The organism is Paraburkholderia phytofirmans OLGA172, from assembly GCF_001634365.1.
Lineage (GTDB): Bacteria > Pseudomonadota > Gammaproteobacteria > Burkholderiales > Burkholderiaceae > Paraburkholderia.
In genome coordinates, this window is sequence record NZ_CP014578.1 from 1,965,348 (window position 1) to 1,982,579 (window position 17,232).

Here is a 17,232-nt window from a genome sequence, read left to right on the forward strand (position 1 = left end):
AAACACGGGCAACGTCGGGTCCACGAAGACGTCGTGCCGGCCAACGCCCCCGCTTCGAAGACGGGGGTTAAGCGAAAAACCAGAAGCGGAGGATTGCCGGGTGAGCCACCTCGTCGTTGCTTTGATTGTGTTCATAAGCGTTGTCGGCAGTGCGCTGCTGGGTTCGTATCTGCGCGTCGTACTGCCGCAACACCACCTTAGCGATGAATCAATCAGTGTCGTCAAACTGGCGACCGGCCTGGTCGCTACCATGGCCGCGTTAGTGCTTGGCCTGCTGATTTCGTCGGCAAAAGCCTCGTTCGACACGACGAATAGCGAAGTTGTGCATAGTGCCGTTGACATCGTGCGCCTTGATCGCGTCCTGGCCAGATATGGACCGGAAACGCAGGAGATTCGCGGCTTGCTTAAACGTATCACCGCCGCGTCGATCGAGGTGCTCGCTTCCGGCGATCCGTCGCAGTTGGCGAAAATGAGCGGGCCCGAGGCAGTGGCAAGGGGCGAGGACTTCCAGCGCAAGGTGGAGGAACTCTCACCGCACAATGCGGTGCAAAGTCAGTTGCAGGCACGCGCCCTCCAGATCGTCGATGAAGTGTTCGCCGCGCGCTGGCTGGCGTTACTCCAGCAGAAGGGCTCGATCCCCGTGCCGCTGCTGGTGGTTCTGGTGTCCTGGCTAGCCATTCTCTTCGGCACGTTTGGTTTGTTCGCGCCTCGCAACGGTACGACCATGACAGCGCTAGCCATGTGTGCACTGTCGACTGCCGGCGCGATCTTTCTGATTCTGGAAATGAACACACCTCTCAATGGGATAGTCAGAATCTCGCCTGAGCCCATGCGCGCAGCGCTCGCCATTCTTGGCCAGTAGCCGCTCGATCGCGCGGGCGTTGGCTCTGCTGCTCCCGCACTCAAGCACGATCAGCGATTGAACCAGCGGTATTGGAAATAGGACCAAAGTCCAATGCGCGTACGGTCGCATCCGACTAGTCTGAAAGATGCGCGAGTCCAGCCGTGCTATTCATGGGAGAAAATCATGATTGTTTCTGTACGCACATTCGCTGTCCCGCTTGCATTGGCATGCATCGTGGTGTCTTCGAGCGCATTCGCGAACTGCGCCACCAACGCGCGCGGCGAGACCGTGTGCGGCAACGGACAGACGGCTGGCGGCTACAACCCGAATACGGGTAACGCGTGGAAGGCCCAAAAAAATCAGAACGGTGTCACGACGACCCAGACAAGCAAGGGCGGAGAGGCCAAGACAAAGAACGGCAAGGGCGTGTATAAAAGCCCGAGTGGCAAGACGTGCTATCGGAGCGCCAACAGTCAGGGATGCAATTGAATCGATGAGCCTGGGCGATGGATGTTCCGGCGGGTGAGGTCGCACAGGATGCGCACACCGGGTATCACTTCAATGACACGCAACGACGCGACAGGCGCTAGTGCGTGGTTGAGCAGTTCAAGCGCGGCAGGGCCTCCCCACGCACCTTTCTCCGTGATGTCCTCGCAGAAATAGCGCCGCCTTTTTTGCTCTCTGGCACCGACTAGGGACCAAGGTCCAATATCGGCAATCCTGCCTGACTCATAGTCTGTCGTATGGAGGAGTGCACTAGCGCGCACTCCCGGATACCGGACTACGTTCAATGGGAAAACTCAAACCATTCGTTGTCGTTGTCGATGACGATGAATCGGTAAGCCGGGCGATCAGGCGATTGCTGCGCTCGATCGGGCTCGCTGCCGAAACGTTCGCCAGCGGCGACGCGTTCCTCGAAGTCCTGGCGTCCATGCCGTCATATCACCCTGACTGCGTCGTGCTCGACGTGCAGATGCCAGGGTTGAACGGGCTGGAAGTCCAGCGACGCCTGGCCGGCAGTGGCATACCTGTCATTTTCATCACCGCCCACGACGACATCGGCGTGCGCGAGCACGCGCTCGCGGCCGGCGCGGTCGCCTATTTGCGCAAGCCGTTCAACGACGAACTGTTTGTCAAGACGGTACGCGCTGCCCTTGAAGGCGATCAGCCACCGTAGCGCAAGCCTGTGCGCTTGCGTATTCAGGCGATATTGGACCAAAGGCCAATTGTTTTAACTGGACGCAAATACCACTATTCACGTTGCCCGCGAAGAATTTAAGGCGGAAACGCATTTCACACCGTGGTGTCAATTTCTGAATGGAGCACGCATCATGATCAAGTACCTTCGGCTAATTCTCGCGGTTCCCTTCTTTCTGTTCGCCGTGGCGTGCTCAACGAACCCGACTGTTGCCAATGGCGGGGACCCCGAGTTAGACGCGCAGGCACGTCAGGCACTGCAGCAACTATTCGACAGCACTCCGAAGGCGAAGGATCTCCAATACCAGGCGAAAGCCGTCGTCGTGTTTCCGAGCATCGTCAAGGCTGGGTTGATAGTCGGTGCGCAGGGTGGAAAGGGCGTGATGTTTGGTCCGGACGGCAAGATCCTTGGGTACTACAGAGTGCGCGGCGTTTCATACGGGATGCAAGCAGGCGCACAAACCTTTTCGGAGGCGATGTTTCTCATGACCGACCCGGCAATCACGTCGCTCACGAGTGGCACCGGATTGTCCGTTGGTGTGGGACCGAGCGTCGTGGTGGTGGATGCAGGGATGGCGAAGTCGATGACAACTACGACATTGCAGTCAGATGTCTATGCGTTCATTTTTGGCCAACAGGGTTTGATGGCGGGCCTGGGCGTTCAGGGGCAGAGAATTGTTAAGTTTGACGAATGAAGTGCGCACTATCCCGCACGGTCGTGGCCACCGATGTTCTAACGCGAATCACCTCGGCCATGCACGCCGCGCCGGACGCGCGATCGGGAAATCGCTCGCGCATTGCGCGGACATTGACAGCCGTTAGCCAGTAAATGGGGCGACCGTAGAAGATCGAGGTCCTCAAGCCATGCAACGAATGCAACGAGTCGCAATAGGTCTGGTGGCAGGGGTGCTGACATTTGCAGCCGCCGCGCAGCAGCCCATCATCTATCCGGCCAAGGGGCAGAGCGCGCAGAAGCAAAACACGGACACCGCGGAGTGTCAGCTATGGGCGAAGCAGACGACCGGTGTCGATCCGGTCGCGATTGCCCAGCAATCCGGTCAACCTGGCGCTGCGCCAAAGCAGGGTGGTGCGGTCAAGGGCGCAGCCGGGGGCGCCGCCGTGGGCGCAGCAGTGGGCGCAATCGCAGGCAACGCCGGGAAGGGCGCTGCGATCGGTGCGGTTACCGGCACAGCGGCTGGCGGCGTGCGCCAGCGCCGCGCCAATCAGGCCGAGGCCGCGCAGCAGCAGGCGGGGCAGCAACAGACGTCCCAGCAGATGGCGACGTTCAATCGGGCAGTGGCGGCTTGCATGACCGGCCGTGGCTACACGGTTCAGTAGACATCGATCGGGACGGGAGTGACAGCCATGAGCAGGAACCGCCTAGGTTTCGCGATTGCCGGGCTCGCCGCGCTTGCGCTGTGCGCCGCCTGCCACAAAGCCGCTACGCTGCCGGCCGCCGGCGCGATCGAGGTCACCGTGATGCCGGTGACGCAGCGCGACACGCCCGTCGATTTCGAATACACCGCACAAACCCAGAGTTCACGCGAGGTCGAGATTCGTGCGCGCGTGGACGGTTTTCTCGACAAGCGGCTCTATACCGAAGGGCAAATGGTTCACGCCGGGCAGACGCTCTTCCAGATGGACGCGAAGCCCTTCGAGGCCGCGCTGCAAACGGCGAAAGGCCAGCTTGCACAGCAGCAGGCGCGCCTGACGGTCGCGAAGGCAAATCTCGCGCGCGTGATTCCGCTGGCCGCACAAAATGCGTTGAGCCAGAAGGATCTCGACGACGCGACAGGCAATGAAAAGCAGGCTGAAGCTGCGGTGCTGGCAGCACTTGGCCAGGTGCAAACCGCGCAGTTGAACCTTGGCTACACGACGATCAAGTCACCGCTCACCGGCTTATCCAGCTTCGCGAGGCAACAGGACGGCAGCTTTGTCACCGCCTCGGCGTCGGGGCTGCTCACCTATGTCTATCAACTCGATCCGATGTGGGTCAACTTCAGCATTTCGGAAAACGAGTTGCTGAAGTTCCGCGACGACATCGCGAAAGGCCACCTGCGGGTTCCGGCCAATCAGGATTTCGAGGTGACGGTGATCCTGGCGGATGGCACCGAGTTTCCGGAGCACGGCCATATCAGCTTCACCAATCCTGCTTTCAGCAACGAGACCGGCACGTTCCTCGTGCGGGCGTCTTTCGCCAATCCGCAAGGCACCTTGCGTCCCGGCCAGTTCGTGCGGGCCCGCGTGTCCGGCGCCACGCGCCCGAACGCGATCCTCGTGCCGCAACGTGCGGTATTGCAGGGCTCGAAGAGCCACTTCGTGTGGGTGGTCGACAACGATTCGAAGGCCCATCAGCGGGTCGTGGAAGTGGGCGAATGGCATGGCGACGACTGGTTCATCACCCAGGGGTTGCAGCCGGGTGAGCGGGTGGTGGTGGACGGCGCGATCCGTGTGGCCGCCGATGTGCCGCTGAAAATCGTCGCGGCGCCGGCCGCGCCCGCTGCCCCCGCTGCGCTCGATGCCCCCGCTGCGCTCGATGCCCCCGCTGCGCTCGATGCGCCAGCGGGGGGCGATGGCAGTTCGAAGGAGCACCCGGCTGCCACGACCGCCACGACCGCCACGGCTGCCGCGACTGCCACGACTGCCACGCAGTAAGGGGGTTGCGACATGAATATCTCCCGTTACTGCATCGACCGCCCAATTTTTGCGTCAGTGATTTCGATTGTCATCACGCTTGGCGGCGCGGTGGCGATGTTCAACCTGCCGATCGCGCAGTATCCGGACGTCACGCCGCCGCAGATCACCATCTCGGCAAACTACCCAGGCGCCAGCGCCGACGTGGTGGCCAACAACGTGGCCGCACCGATCGAGCAGCAGGTGAACGGCGCGGACAACATGATCTACATGAACTCGTCGAGTTCATCCACGGGCAATCTGACCGTCAACGCGTACTTCCAGATCGGCACCAATCCGGAATTGGCGCAGGTCGACGTGCAGAACCGCGTGAACCTCGCGCTGCCGCAACTGCCCTCTTCGGTGCAGTCGCAAGGCATTCAGGTGCAGAAGAAGTCGTCGGCGTTCATGATGGTGATCGCGATCTATTCGCCGAGCGATCGCTACGACGCGACCTATATCGCCAACTACGCGAACATCTACGTCCTGGATGCGCTCAAGCGCATCCCGGGTGCGAATCAATCGTCTATCTTCGGCACGCCGGATTACGCGATGCGCATCTGGCTCAAGCCAGACCGCATGGCGCAACTGGGCATCACCGCGGGTGACGTGCAACGCGCGGTCGCCAATCAGAACCAGCAATTCGCGGTAGGCCGTCTCGGGCAGTCGCCCACCGGCGCACCGGTCGAGCAGTCGTTTGCTGTGACCACCACGGGCCGCTTGAGCGACCCCGCGGAGTTCGACAACATCATCATCCGGGCGGCCAGTGGCGATGCCGCGATCGTCCGGCTGAAGGACGTCGGCCGCGCCGAACTGGGGCAGAAGGATTATTCGATCCGTAGCCGCTTTCAGGGCAAGCCGGCCACTGTGATCGCGGTGTATCAGCAGCCTGGCGCCAATGCGCTCGACGTCTCGAAGCAGGTGCACGCGACCCTCACCGAGATGAAAAAGACCTTTCCGGAAGGGCTCGACTACAGCATCGCCATGGACACGACCGATTTTACGCGAGCGTCGATCACGGATGTCGTGCACACGTTCTTTGAAGCGCTCGTTCTGGTCGTGATCGTGGTGTTCGTGTTCCTGCAAAGTCTGCGTGCCACGCTGATTCCGGTTCTGGCGGTGCCGGTGTCGATCATGGGCACCTTCATGGGCATGCTCGCGCTCGGCTTCTCGATCAATATGCTGACGCTGTTCGGCATGGTCCTCGCGATCGGCATCGTGGTGGACGACGCGATCGTGGTGATCGAGAACGTCGAGCGGAATATGAATGTCCACAAGCTGAGTCCGAAGGATGCCGCGAGGCGCGCGATGGACGAAGTGGCCGGCCCGGTTGTCGCGATCGTGCTCGTGCTGTGCGCGGTGTTTGTGCCGGTGGCGTTTCTCGGCGGCATTACGGGGCAGTTGTACAAGCAGTTCGCCATCACCATCGCGATCTCGGTCATTTTCTCCGGGGTGGTCGCGCTGACGCTGTCACCGGCGCTGGCCGCGTTGCTGCTGAAGCCCGGCCACCATGAGAAGAAAGGGTTCTTCAAATGGTTCGACAGGAACTTCGAGAAGATGACGGACAGCTACACGTCCGTGGTCAAACTGGTGATCAAACGCTTCGTGGTCGCATTGTTGCTGTTTGTCGGCATGGCCGCGCTGGCGGTGGTGATGATGCGCACCATTCCGACCTCGTTCCTGCCGCCTGAAGATCAGGGCTATCTGCTCGGCGCGATCATCATGCCGGACGCGGCGAGTCTGGATCGAACCGGCGACGTGTCGCAACGCGTCACCGATTACTTCATGAAACAGCCGGCGGTAAGCAGCGTGACGATCGTCGACGGCTTCAGCCTGCTGGACAGTCAGAACAAGAATAACGCTAGTGCGTTTTTCATCGGCTTCAAGAGTTTCGATGAGCGCTACAAGTTTGCCAATATCAAGACCCAGAATGCGAAGGCGGTGTTGATCGACGCCTACAAGAATCTCTCCACGGTGAAGGAAGGGATCATCCTGCCGGTCAATCCGCCGTCGATTCCGGGTCTTGGCACGACCGGCGGCACCGAGATGTGGATTCAGAGCAAGGGCGATGCAACCATCGCGCAGCTCGCCGGGGTGGTGGACGACTTCGTGGCAAAGGCGAAAAGCCGGCCGGAACTGGCGCGTGTCACGTCCACTTTCAATGCGTCGTCGCAGCAGTTGCTGGTCGACGTTGATCGCGACAAGTCGGAAACGCTCGGCGTACCGATCGAGGAAGTGTATAGCGCGATGCAGACGATGTTCGGCTCGCTCTACGTCTCGCAGTTCAATCGTTCGAGCAGGCTGTGGCAGGTCATCCTGCAGGCCGAGCCGCAGTACCGACTGACGCCGCAGGATCTGAGCCAGCTTTACGTACGCAGCAAGACGAACAACATGGTGCCGCTGAAGGCGGTGGTGAACTCCCGGTACGTCACCGGCCCGGATCTGGTCACGCGGTTTAACAACTTTCCGGCAGTCAAGATCACGGCGAACGGCGCGCCGGGATACAGCTCCGGGCAAGTCATCAATGCACTCGAGGAAGTGGCCGATCAGGTGATGCCGTCGGGCTACGGCGTGGGCTGGAGCGGTGAGGCTTACGAAGCGCGGCAATCGGGTGGCACCTCGGGGCTCGTGTTCGTGTTTGGCCTCGTGATGGTGTTCCTGATTCTTGCCGCGCAATACGAGAAGTGGAGCTTGCCGTTCGGTGTGCTGCTGGCGGTGCCGTTCGCGTTGTTCGGCGCGCTGCTCGCGATTCTGTTGCGTGGGCTTGAGAACGACGTGTACTTCCAGATCGGCTTGACCATGCTGGTCGCGCTCGCAGCCAAGAACGCAATTCTGATCTTCGAGTTCGCGGTGCTTAATCGCGAGGCCGGCGAGTCGGTATACGACGCGGCGGTCACGGCGGCAACCGAGCGGCTGCGGCCGATCGTGATGACCTCGCTCGCGTTCATTCTCGGTTGCGTGCCGCTTGCCATTGCGCTTGGCGCGTCGGCCAACAGCCGGCATTCGATCGGCACCGGGGTGATCGGCGGCATGCTCGGCGCGACGGTGATCGCGGTGTTCTTTATTCCGATGTTCTTCTACGTGCTCGAAACCATGTCGGAAAAGAGCGGCGGCAAGAAGACGCCGGGGGCGAGCGGTGGCCCTGCGATGGGCGACGGCACAGGTCCGGTTGCGCCCACGGGATCCGGCGGCGGTGCCGCGACCACGCCGTCCGCGCAGCATGAGGGCGACTGACATGCGAGCCTCTGCGTTCCCGCTGCGCGTGGTCCCCGCCTTGCTGCTCGCAATGGGACTGGGCGGTTGCCTGTTCGGTCCTGACTACGTGCGCCCGAATGTGGCGACGCCCGCGAACTTTCGTTTCGAAGCCGGTGAAACCGCTGAGGTGGCCAACGCGCCGTGGTGGGAGCAGTTTCAGGACCCGGTTCTGAACGATCTGATTCTGGCGGCGCTCGCGGACAACAAGGATGTGAAGATCGCGGCGGCCCGAGTCGACCAGTTTCTCGGTCAGTTCGTGACGACACGCTCGGCGCTGTTTCCGCAGATCAGCGCCGGCTTCGACGCGTCGCGTCAGCGTGCTTCCCAGTCCGGGCCGACACCGTTGCCCGCGGGCTTTGGTCCCGTCTACAACGCGTTTTCGGCGCCGTTGACCGTGGCGTGGGAGCTGGACCTCTTTGGGCGGGTACGCCGAGAGACCGAGTCGGCGCGTGCGAGCCTGCTCGCGAGCGAGGAAGGCCGACGCGCGACGATTCTCTCGCTGGTTGCTTCGGTGGCCACCGCTTACATCAATCTGCGTGATCTCGACCAGCAGCTGGCGATCGCGAGAGCGACCACCGACAGCCGCGCGGGATCGGTCAAAGTATTCCAGGCGCGTTTCTCCGGCGGCGATGTCTCGCAGATGGAACTCGCGCAGAGCCAGTCCGAATATGAAGCATCGCTCGCGACGATTCCGCAACTCGAGGCGCAGATCGCGCAGCAGGAAGACGCGTTGTCGGTGCTGCTCGGGCGCAACCCCGGCCCGATTCTGCGCGGCCGCGAGCTGACCGAACTGGTGTTGCCTGTGGTGCCTGCCGGTCTGCCGTCCGATCTGCTGGAGCGCCGTCCCGATCTGCTGCAGGCCGAGCAAAACCTCGTCGCCGCCAATGCGCTGATCGGCGCGGCGCGCGCGCTGTATTTTCCGCAAATCTCGCTGACGGGTCTGTTCGGCTCGACGAGCGGACAGTTCTCGAAGCTGTTCACCGGGCCTGCGCGCGTCTGGTCGTACGCCGGCTCGTTGACCGTGCCGATCTTTACGGCGGGCAGCATCGGCGGTCAGGTCAGCCAGGCCGAGGCGCAACAGCAACAGGCGCTGATCCAGTATCAGCAGGCGATTCAAACCGCGTTCCAGGAAGTCGACGATGCGCTCATCGCGCTGCAGAAGTCGCGCGAACAACTGATCGTGCAGGCGCGCCAGGTGGAGGCGTTGCGCACATACGCGCGGCTCGCGCGGCTGCGTTTCGAAGGTGGCTACACGAGCTACATCGAGGTGCTCGACGCCGAGCGCAGCCTGTTCAACGCGCAGCTCAGCTATACGCAGACCAATGGCCTGGTGTTCAGCTCGCTGATCGGTCTTTACAAGGCGATGGGCGGCGGGTGGGTCGTGCAGGCCGAGGCGATGACGGGGCGGGTGATGGGGCAGCGCAGTGTGGCGCAGGTGGCCGCTCAAGCGGCAAACCCGTCGGCTAGTCCTTCAGCTAATCCATCGGCTAATCCACCGGCTAATCCACCGGCTAATCCACCGGCTAATCCGGCGGAGACAGTGCCAGGTGCGGAGCAGCCCAAATGACCCCCACCGTGACAAGCGCGGCGACCCCGACGCGTCTCATTGCCTGCCACGAATGCGATCTGCTGCAACGCGAAACGGCGCTGCCGCGCGATGGCGTTCTGCGCTGCTGCCGCTGTCAGGCGGAACTGTATCGCGCTCGTCCAGACAGCGTCGATCGGGCGCTCGCCTTTACGCTCGCCTCGGCCGTGCTGTTCGTGATCAGCAACCTGTATCCGATTGTCGGCCTGGCGGTCAATGGGGATCTCGTGGAGACGACGTTGCTCGGTGCCGTCCGCATCCTGTACAACGACGGCATGTGGCCGCTTGCGGGGCTGGTGTTCGCCACGACGTTACTGATGCCGTTGCTGCAGATGACGACGATGACGTATCTGCTGGTGCCGCTGTGGCTTCACCGCCGGCCGTACGGAGTCGACATCGTATTTCGCCTGATGCATCTGGCGCGGCCGTGGGGCATGACCGAGGTGCTGATCCTCGGCATGCTGGTGGCGCTGGTCAAACTGGCGCACATTGCGAGCGTCGTGCCGGGCGTTGCGCTCTGGTCGTTCGGTGCGCTGATGCTGCTGCTGGCGGCGGCCAATTCGGCGTTCGATCCGCGCGCGCTCTGGCAGCGGATGGGCGAACGCGAAGCTTTTGTCACCGATCTGCACGAGGCCGCGAGGTCATCCGCACCCACCGCCATGCGTTGCGGCCTGCTGAGTTGTCACAGTTGCGGGTTGCTGGTGCATTCGCGCGGCTACCTGCATGACGCCGGCTGTCCGCGCTGCGGCGCGCATCTTCACACGCGCAAACCCGATAGCTTCGCGCGGACCTGGGCGTTCCTGATTGCTGCCATGGTGCTGTACATCCCGGCGAACGTGTTGCCTGTCATGAACACCAGTTCGCTGTTCGGCTCCGAGAAAGACACGATATTGAGCGGTGTCGTCTACCTATGGACCTCGGGGGCGTGGCCGCTTGCCGCGGTGGTGTTCATTGCGAGCATCGCTGTGCCGATGCTCAAGATCATCGCGCTCATTTACCTTGTGATCTCCACACAGCTGCGCTCGAACACGCTGTTGCAGCAACGAACCCGCATCTATCGGCTAGTGGAGCTGGTCGGCCGCTGGTCGATGCTCGATATCTATGTCATCACCATTCTGGTCGCGCTCGTGCAGTTCAACGCGCTCGCCACGATCCAGGCGGGACCCGCCGCAGTCGCGTTCGGTTCGGTAGTGGTGCTGACCATGTTCGCGGCGATGTCGTTCGACCCGCGCCTGATCTGGGACGCAACGGAGGATCATCATGTCTAGACCTCCCGGGCCGCCGGAGCTTCCCGAAGCGGTAGCGACGCCGCGCTCGCGCTGGCGCATGCAGGTCGTCTGGCTGGTGCCGATCATCGCGGTGCTGATCGGCGGCTGGCTTGCGGTCAAGGCGGTCCTCGAACAGGGGCCGACGGTCACCATCAGCTTCGCGACCGGCGAAGGTCTCGAAGCGGGCAAGACCAAAATCAAGTTCAAGAACGTGGATGTTGGCGTGGTCAAGAGCGTGACCTTGTCGAGAGACCACAGCAGCGTTGTCGCGACCGCCGAACTGGTCAAGGACGCATCGAGCATGCTGCTCGACGATACGCGTTTCTGGGTCGTGCGCCCGCGGATTTCCGGAGGCACGGTGTCGGGCATCGGCACGCTGCTGTCCGGTTCCTTCATTGGCATGGATGTGGGTACTTCAGCGAAGTCGCGGCGCGACTATGTCGGACTCGAGTCGCCGCCGGTCTTCGCCAGCGGCGTGCCGGGGCGGGAGTTCGTATTGAAGAGCGATGACATGGGATCGCTCGATGTCGGCTCTCCCATCTTCTTCAGACGCCTGCAGGTCGGACAGATCACCTCATACGCGCTCGACCCGGACGGCAAAGGCGTCACGCTGCACGCCTTCATCAACGCGCCCTATGACAGGTACGTCCAGAACGATACGCGCTTCTGGCATGCAAGCGGTGTCGATGTGTCGCTCGACACCAATGGTATCAAGGTCAATACGCAGTCGCTGGTGGCGATCCTGATCGGCGGTCTTGCATTTCAGACGCCGGAGGAAACGAGCAGTCAGCCCGAGGCTGCGGTTCGTACCCGATTCACGCTTTTCGAGGATCGTGCGGAGGCCATGAAGCGCCATGACAAAATTGTGGATACCTACGTATTCAATTTTAACGACTCGGTACGCGGGCTGACCATCGGTGCGCCGGTCGATTTCCGCGGCATCGTGGTGGGCGAGGTGGCGGCGATCTATACGCGTTTCGATCAAGCCACGAAGCAGTTCAGCATTCCGGTCGAGGTGCGCCTTTATCCGGAGCGGTTCACGTCGCGTTACCAGTCTGGCGCGTCCGGAGGCCGGCTCTCATCGGATCCCCACCAGCTGGCGGAAAGGCTGGTCGCACTCGGCCTGCGCGCGCAGCTTCGAACCGGCAACCTGTTGACCGGGCAGTTGTATGTCGCGCTCGATTTCTTCCCCACTGCAGCCAAGGCCGGGATCGACTGGAACGCGACGCCGCCGGAAATACCGACCGTGCCGGGCGGACTGCAGTCACTGCAGGATTCGGTCGCCAGTCTGGTGGCGAAGCTGAACAAGATTCCGTTCGAAGGCATCGGCAACAATGCGCAAAAGACACTGGCCGAAGCGGATGCCCTGCTCAAAGAGTTGCGCACCGAGGTCATGCCGCAGGCGCGTGACACGCTCTCGGCCGCCCAGACGGCTCTGAATTCGGCGAATAGCGCGCTGCAGCCCGACTCCGCGCTGGCGCAGAACACTGGCGACGCCATGAAGGAAATGGCGCGCACGGCGGCGGCCTTCCGTACCTTGGCGGACTATCTCGAACGCCATCCAGAGGCGCTGATCCGGGGCAAGCTGGAGGATAAGAAATGATGCGCCGATCCTTACCCATTGCCATGGCGGTGGCGCTCGCCGCGTTGTGCGGTTGTGCGTCGTCGCCGAAGTCGGAGTTCTATACGTTGAGTCCCCAGGCGCCGCAGGCGAGCGCCCCCGCCGCCACCCCGATCACGGTGCTGATCGGGGTGGTGACGGTGCCTGAACTCGTCGATCGGCCGCAGATCGTGGTTCGCTCCAGTGACAGCAAGGTCGAGATCGACGAATTCGCCCGTTGGGCGGATCCCTTGAAAACCCAGATCCCGAACGTGATACGCGCCGATCTCGCGCGTCTGCTCGACAGCGCGTACGTGTCCACCCGCCCGATTGGCGTCGATCCGGCCTCGGCCTACCGGGTGCAACTCGATGTCCAGCGCTTTGACGGCGCGCTCGGCGATGCGGCGACGGTCGACGTGTTGTGGTCGGTGTCGCCGCCCGGGAAAGGTTCGCCGCGCAGTGGCCGCAGCACCGTGCAAGAGCACTGTGCTGGCGCCGGTTACGATGCGTTGGTGGCTGCCTACAGCCGGGCCCTCGTCGCGGTCAGCCGCGACATCTCCGCGTCGATCCGCCCGGCGTCGTCGCAATGATGTGCGTCAGCCTGCCGACCGGGCGGGTTCGCTCGGCTCGTTGAAAAGCGCAAGGCTGCCGGCACGGACGGAATCTGTTTAGTTTGACGAAGCAGGCGACGGTGAAACCGGTTCAGTAGTGCGCAGAACCGCAGCGCCTTCATTGGCGAACGCGCGGAGCAGATGGTGTGCAATGGCGAAGGGCTTGGGTGCGGACAGTCCTTTAGCGTGCGTGCCGGACAACATTTCGGCGACTTCTTCTCGTGAAAACCAGCGCGCGTCTTCCAGTTCTGTCGTGTCAACGATGATTTCCGTATCGTTCGCCCGAGCGAAACAGCCGATCATCAGTGATGACGGAAACGGCCAGGGCTGAGATGCGAAATAGGTGACCTGAGAACAATGCACGCCGGCCTCCTCAAGCACTTCGCGGCGTACCGCGTCTTCCACTGTTTCGCCGGGCTCAACGAAGCCGGCAAGCGCCGAGTACATGCCCGTTGCGAACTGACGCTGACGTCCCAGCAGACAGTGATCGCCGTTGATGCCTAACATGATCACGACCGGATCGACTCGTGGAAAATGTTGCGATCCGCAAGCGTCGCACGAACGTCGCCAGCCTGCGGCCGACGCCCGGCTCGGTTGGCCGCAATTCGCGCAGAAGCGATGGCGCCGATGCCAATCGAGCATTGCTTTGGCCTGACCGAGTGCGCCCAGTAGACCGGGCGGGACCAGGCCGCTAACTGCAATTGAACGCAGATCGATCAGTTCGAAGCGTGCCGACAGTGAAGGGGGAGCGAACACACCCTGATCGAACCCGAGGGCGAAGCGTGCCGACCCGGTGTCAGCCTGTCCTAGAAAAACGACCTGAACCGGGGGGCCGAACTCAGACACTTCGCTTGCCGAGAAAAGAATTTCATGTTCATTACCGCGCTTCAGCACTGGAATATCCGCGGAGAAGACGATAAAACGTGTTGACGGATCGTGTCGCAAACTATCGATAAACGTGGCATCGTCGCGCTTTTCGTTTCGCCGGTCGAGCGGGTTGAAGGCAAAGCCGATAGCGGTGGACGGATCAAGGATGGACATGGAAGTATCTTTCGGTACGGTTACGCCGGGTTGGCATGGGGTCCCGTGCAATTAAGGGGGCGCCGCCTGAGTACTTAAGTTGCACATTGTGCGAAGCTCAGCGCACTTTGATAATTGGCGTACGATTTTGAATGAACTTCAAAAATAACGGAAGTATGGTGGAGAACCTCGGCGACATCCGGCTTTTTGTCGAAGCGGCGAACCTGGGCGGGCTATCGGCGGCCGGACGTAAGCTCGGGCTGTCTCCCGCTGCCGCGAGCGCACGCCTCGTGAAACTGGAGACGAGCCTGCATACGCGGCTGTTTGAACGCACGACGCGCCAGCTAAGGCTCACCGAGGAGGGGCGGATTTATCTGCTGCATTGTCAGCAGGCGCTTCAGTCCCTGGAGGATGCGCATGCGGCGCTACATGCCGGTCGGAGCATTGTTCGCGGGAAGGTGCGGATTTCGGCTACCTCGGATTTCGGGCGCCATGTCCTCAAGGGCTGGCTTGACGAGTTCAACGTGCAATATCCGGAGGTCACGCTCGCGTTGATCTTGTCCGATTCGTTGTCGAATCTGTTGTTCGACGACATTGACCTTGCGATCCGATTTGGCGTGCCCCCAGACAGTTCGCTTGTCGCACGGCGCCTGGGGCCTAATCGACGCGTGCTTTGTGCGTCGCCCGAGTATGTGACAACGCACGGGGTGCCTGAGCGCCCGCAGGATTTGGAGCGGTTCGATTGCATCATCCTTGCGACGGCATCCGGGCCTGCGAACGACTGGCGGTTCACGCGCGGCGGTGAGGTCGAGACTTATACCGTGCCCCTTGCAAATGCCAGGGAGACCAACGACGGTGCGCTCGCGCGCGAGTGGGCAGTGGCTGGTTACGGTATAGCGATGAAATCGGTATGGGACATCGCATCGGACCTGCGCACGGGGAAACTAACTATTCTGATGCCGGAGTGGCGGTCTCCGGATGTTCCTGTGCACGCCCTGTACCAACGTAGCAGGTATATGGCGCCACGCGTGCGGGCGCTCCTCGACTTCCTCGTGGAGCGCTCTACCGCGATGTCGCATGACCTGGATGCCTATTTGAACTCCGGCGCTGGGGTTGCTGAAAGAGGTGGCGCCCGGAATAGCCGTCTGCCGGGAGAAATGTAAACGCATACCATGCGCAGAACCAAAACGATTTAGACGAGTGCAATCTTGCCGGTGGCAAGGTCATACACGCCGCCAACAATGTCGATCTTCTTGCCCGCGTAAAGTTTTTGGACGATCGGCGGTGAGTTCTTCAGTTGAGCCACCTGCCGTCGCACGTTCTCGGCGACCGCGTTGTCCAGCAAATTGCCGGTCTGCATTTTCCCGGCGGCGATGACGGCCGGTTTGATCGCGGCGATGAGTCCCGGCAAATGGCCCGGAAGGACCGTCTTGGCCTTCAGCACTTTGATTGCGGCGTCGACCGCGCCGCATCCGGTGTGGCCTAGCACCATGATTAGCGGCACCCCCAGGAACTGGGCGCCGTATTCGACGGATGCCAGCAGATCCGGGTTCACGACGTTACCCGCGACGCGTAACACGAAAAGATCGCCCGGCCCCTGATCGAACGCGAACTCCGGCGCCACGCGCGAATCGGCGCAGCTCAGGATCGTGGCAATCGGATACTGTCCCTGGACACGGGCGGCACGCCCCGATGAGAAGTCGCGCTCGTTCGGTGCGTTGGCCGCGTAGCGCGCATTGCCATCCATCAACCGCTTCAACGCGTCCGCAGGCTCGATCGAGTTCGGTGGTGGCGATGCGCCTGGCGCTGGCGGCTCGGCCGCGATCGCGGCACCCACGCTCCACGGTAGGAGCGCCGCGAGTGCGCCGGTCTTCAGGAAATCCCGGCGCGATACTTGAGGCTCGTGCTGCGCATCACCACATAGATCACACATTTGCTTTCCTCCGTCATTGCTGGGTGCATTCGGCAAGCAAACAGGTGTCTTGCCGCATCACGACGCAACTGGCACACCGATCGCCGGCTATGTGCGCTTCACGTGGCGGCCCAACGCCACGAGATAGATCAACTAACTTGCATGGGTTTGAGTCTATACGGTCGGCAGGAGCCGTGCCCGGAAAACTCTGCAACTGCCAGCAACACGAGGCGCTGGCCCAGGCGTGAAGCCGGCGACAGAGACGGTTGGTTTAGGCGAGGGCTCCCCGGCGTCCGTGAGATGGCGCGGGAGCATTGGTGTTCAGATTAAATTGGTGTTCGTATGAACAAGTAAAATAATTGAACGCCGCGCGTTTGTCGTTCTTGGCGGATGCGTGTTCATGTTCTTTGAACACGCGAAATCTATGAACGACCAGTGCGGTGATCCAGGATTCATCAGCAGTGATCTACTCACCCGTGAACGGAAAAACGGGCCGTGGCTTCTTCGCCAGGAAGGCTTCGACGGATGCTGGCAGCGCCAGCTTGACGTCCTTGCTATCGAAAAGCGGCATGGCAATGTCAAACATGGCCTCGTCGGCCGCAGTAACACCGCCTGTTGCCCAGATTCGCAGGAGCGCCTTGTGAGCTGCATGAGCGCGAGTCGGCCCCGCAGCGAGCTTGACCACGAACGCCGTCGCTTCATCGGCCAGCTCGCCGTCAGGCACGACCCGATTCACCACGCCGTGACGCTCCATGACCGCTGCTGGCACCTGCTCCGACGTCAAGGCCCATTCGATCGCTTTCGAGCGACCGGCTCTCTCTGCAATGCGATAAACCCCGCCTAGTAGGGTCACGATGGCGAGCGATTGCTCCGGGTGACCAAAACGAGCCGTTTCCGCTGCAAAAATGATGTCTGCGCGTACAGCCAACTCGAGCCCGCCACCGAAGCATAGTCCTTGAACCGCGGCGACCGTGGGAATCGATAGCCGCTCGAACCGATTGAAGCAGTTCATATACCGCTCGAACAGCGTGCGAAGTTCGCGTGCACTCATATCCGGCCAGTCCACGATATCGCCACCGAAGCTGAAATCAGGGCCTTCGGCGCGTACCAGCAACGCTCGTGCATCGCTTTCGCCGACCGCGGTAAGCGCCGCATCCAACTCGTCGACCATTTGCGGTGTAAGGCGGTTCTGAGGCGGATTATGCAAGGTGATGACGGCCATACCGTCTTCGATCGAGTGCGTCAGGTGTGGCATGAAATCCTTCCT

15 protein-coding genes and 1 pseudogene are annotated in these 17,232 nt (G+C 61.7%); 12 read left to right on the plus strand and 4 right to left on the minus strand.

All coding sequences use genetic code 11. From position 1 onward, the window contains the following. Positions 1-100: 100 nt before the first annotated feature. The gene (locus tag AYM40_RS08385; RefSeq protein WP_063495810.1) at positions 101-862 is read left to right on the plus strand and encodes a DUF4239 domain-containing protein; all 762 of its coding nucleotides are present in this window, start codon (positions 101-103) and stop codon (positions 860-862) included. Positions 863-1,027: 165 nt separating this feature from the next. Continuing rightward, a complete protein-coding gene (locus AYM40_RS08390) occupies positions 1,028-1,333 on the plus strand; it encodes a hypothetical protein (protein ID WP_063495811.1) in 306 nt (101 codons plus the stop codon). Here the strand turns inward: AYM40_RS08390 and AYM40_RS43445 are convergent. After that, positions 1,318-1,509: pseudogene (locus tag AYM40_RS43445) on the minus strand (hypothetical protein); the annotation flags it as partial. The gene AYM40_RS08390 and the pseudogene AYM40_RS43445 overlap by 16 nt on opposite strands. A gap of 125 nt (positions 1,510-1,634) precedes the next feature. On the opposite strand from AYM40_RS43445, the gene AYM40_RS08395 reads away from it, so the two are divergent. The 9 genes from AYM40_RS08395 (at position 1,635) to AYM40_RS08435 (ending at position 13,012) form a co-directional block, all read left to right on the plus strand. Next, positions 1,635-2,021: a response regulator transcription factor gene (locus tag AYM40_RS08395; protein WP_063495812.1), complete on the plus strand. Its 387-nt coding sequence runs from the start codon at positions 1,635-1,637 to the stop codon at positions 2,019-2,021. 154 nt (positions 2,022-2,175) lie between these two features. Further along, on the plus strand, positions 2,176-2,736 hold the full coding sequence (locus tag AYM40_RS08400; RefSeq protein ID WP_063495813.1) for a YSC84-related protein: 561 nt from the start codon (positions 2,176-2,178) through the stop codon (positions 2,734-2,736). 169 nt (positions 2,737-2,905) lie between these two features. Then, a complete protein-coding gene (locus AYM40_RS08405) occupies positions 2,906-3,379 on the plus strand; it encodes a YMGG-like glycine zipper-containing protein (RefSeq protein ID WP_063495814.1) in 474 nt (157 codons plus the stop codon). 27 nt (positions 3,380-3,406) lie between these two features. Then, on the plus strand, positions 3,407-4,696 hold the full coding sequence (locus AYM40_RS08410; protein ID WP_082855012.1) for an efflux RND transporter periplasmic adaptor subunit: 1,290 nt from the start codon (positions 3,407-3,409) through the stop codon (positions 4,694-4,696). A gap of 12 nt (positions 4,697-4,708) precedes the next feature. Beyond that, the gene (locus AYM40_RS08415; RefSeq protein WP_063495815.1) at positions 4,709-7,948 is read left to right on the plus strand and encodes an efflux RND transporter permease subunit; all 3,240 of its coding nucleotides are present in this window, start codon (positions 4,709-4,711) and stop codon (positions 7,946-7,948) included. 1 nt (position 7,949) lies between these two features. After that, positions 7,950-9,536, plus strand: a complete 1,587-nt coding sequence (locus AYM40_RS08420) for an efflux transporter outer membrane subunit (RefSeq protein WP_082855013.1) — start codon at positions 7,950-7,952, stop codon at positions 9,534-9,536. Further along, positions 9,533-10,822: a paraquat-inducible protein A gene (locus AYM40_RS08425; protein WP_063495816.1), complete on the plus strand. Its 1,290-nt coding sequence runs from the start codon at positions 9,533-9,535 to the stop codon at positions 10,820-10,822. The genes AYM40_RS08420 and AYM40_RS08425 overlap by 4 nt, the downstream gene beginning before the upstream one ends. Then, entirely contained in the window at positions 10,815-12,425 is a 1,611-nt protein-coding gene (locus AYM40_RS08430) for an intermembrane transport protein PqiB (RefSeq protein WP_063495817.1), read from the plus strand. The genes AYM40_RS08425 and AYM40_RS08430 overlap by 8 nt, the downstream gene beginning before the upstream one ends. Then, entirely contained in the window at positions 12,422-13,012 is a 591-nt protein-coding gene (locus AYM40_RS08435; protein ID WP_063495818.1) for a PqiC family protein, read from the plus strand. The genes AYM40_RS08430 and AYM40_RS08435 overlap by 4 nt, the downstream gene beginning before the upstream one ends. A 78-nt stretch (positions 13,013-13,090) precedes the next feature. On the opposite strand, the gene nudC is transcribed toward AYM40_RS08435, so the two are convergent. Beyond that, a complete protein-coding gene (gene nudC, locus AYM40_RS08440) occupies positions 13,091-14,074 on the minus strand; it encodes an NAD(+) diphosphatase (protein ID WP_063495819.1) in 984 nt (327 codons plus the stop codon). Between the two features lie 158 nt (positions 14,075-14,232). Between nudC and AYM40_RS08445 the strand changes: the two genes are divergently transcribed. Further along, complete coding sequence (locus tag AYM40_RS08445) at positions 14,233-15,216, plus strand: LysR family transcriptional regulator (RefSeq protein WP_181448419.1); 984 nt, start codon at positions 14,233-14,235, stop codon at positions 15,214-15,216. A gap of 29 nt (positions 15,217-15,245) precedes the next feature. Here AYM40_RS08445 and AYM40_RS08450 read toward each other — a convergent pair whose 3' ends face one another. Beyond that, on the minus strand, positions 15,246-15,986 hold the full coding sequence (locus AYM40_RS08450) for a carbonic anhydrase (protein WP_063495820.1): 741 nt from the start codon (positions 15,984-15,986) through the stop codon (positions 15,246-15,248). A gap of 445 nt (positions 15,987-16,431) precedes the next feature. Beyond that, positions 16,432-17,220: an enoyl-CoA hydratase/isomerase family protein gene (locus tag AYM40_RS08455; protein WP_063495821.1), complete on the minus strand. Its 789-nt coding sequence runs from the start codon at positions 17,218-17,220 to the stop codon at positions 16,432-16,434. Positions 17,221-17,232 lie beyond the last annotated feature (12 nt).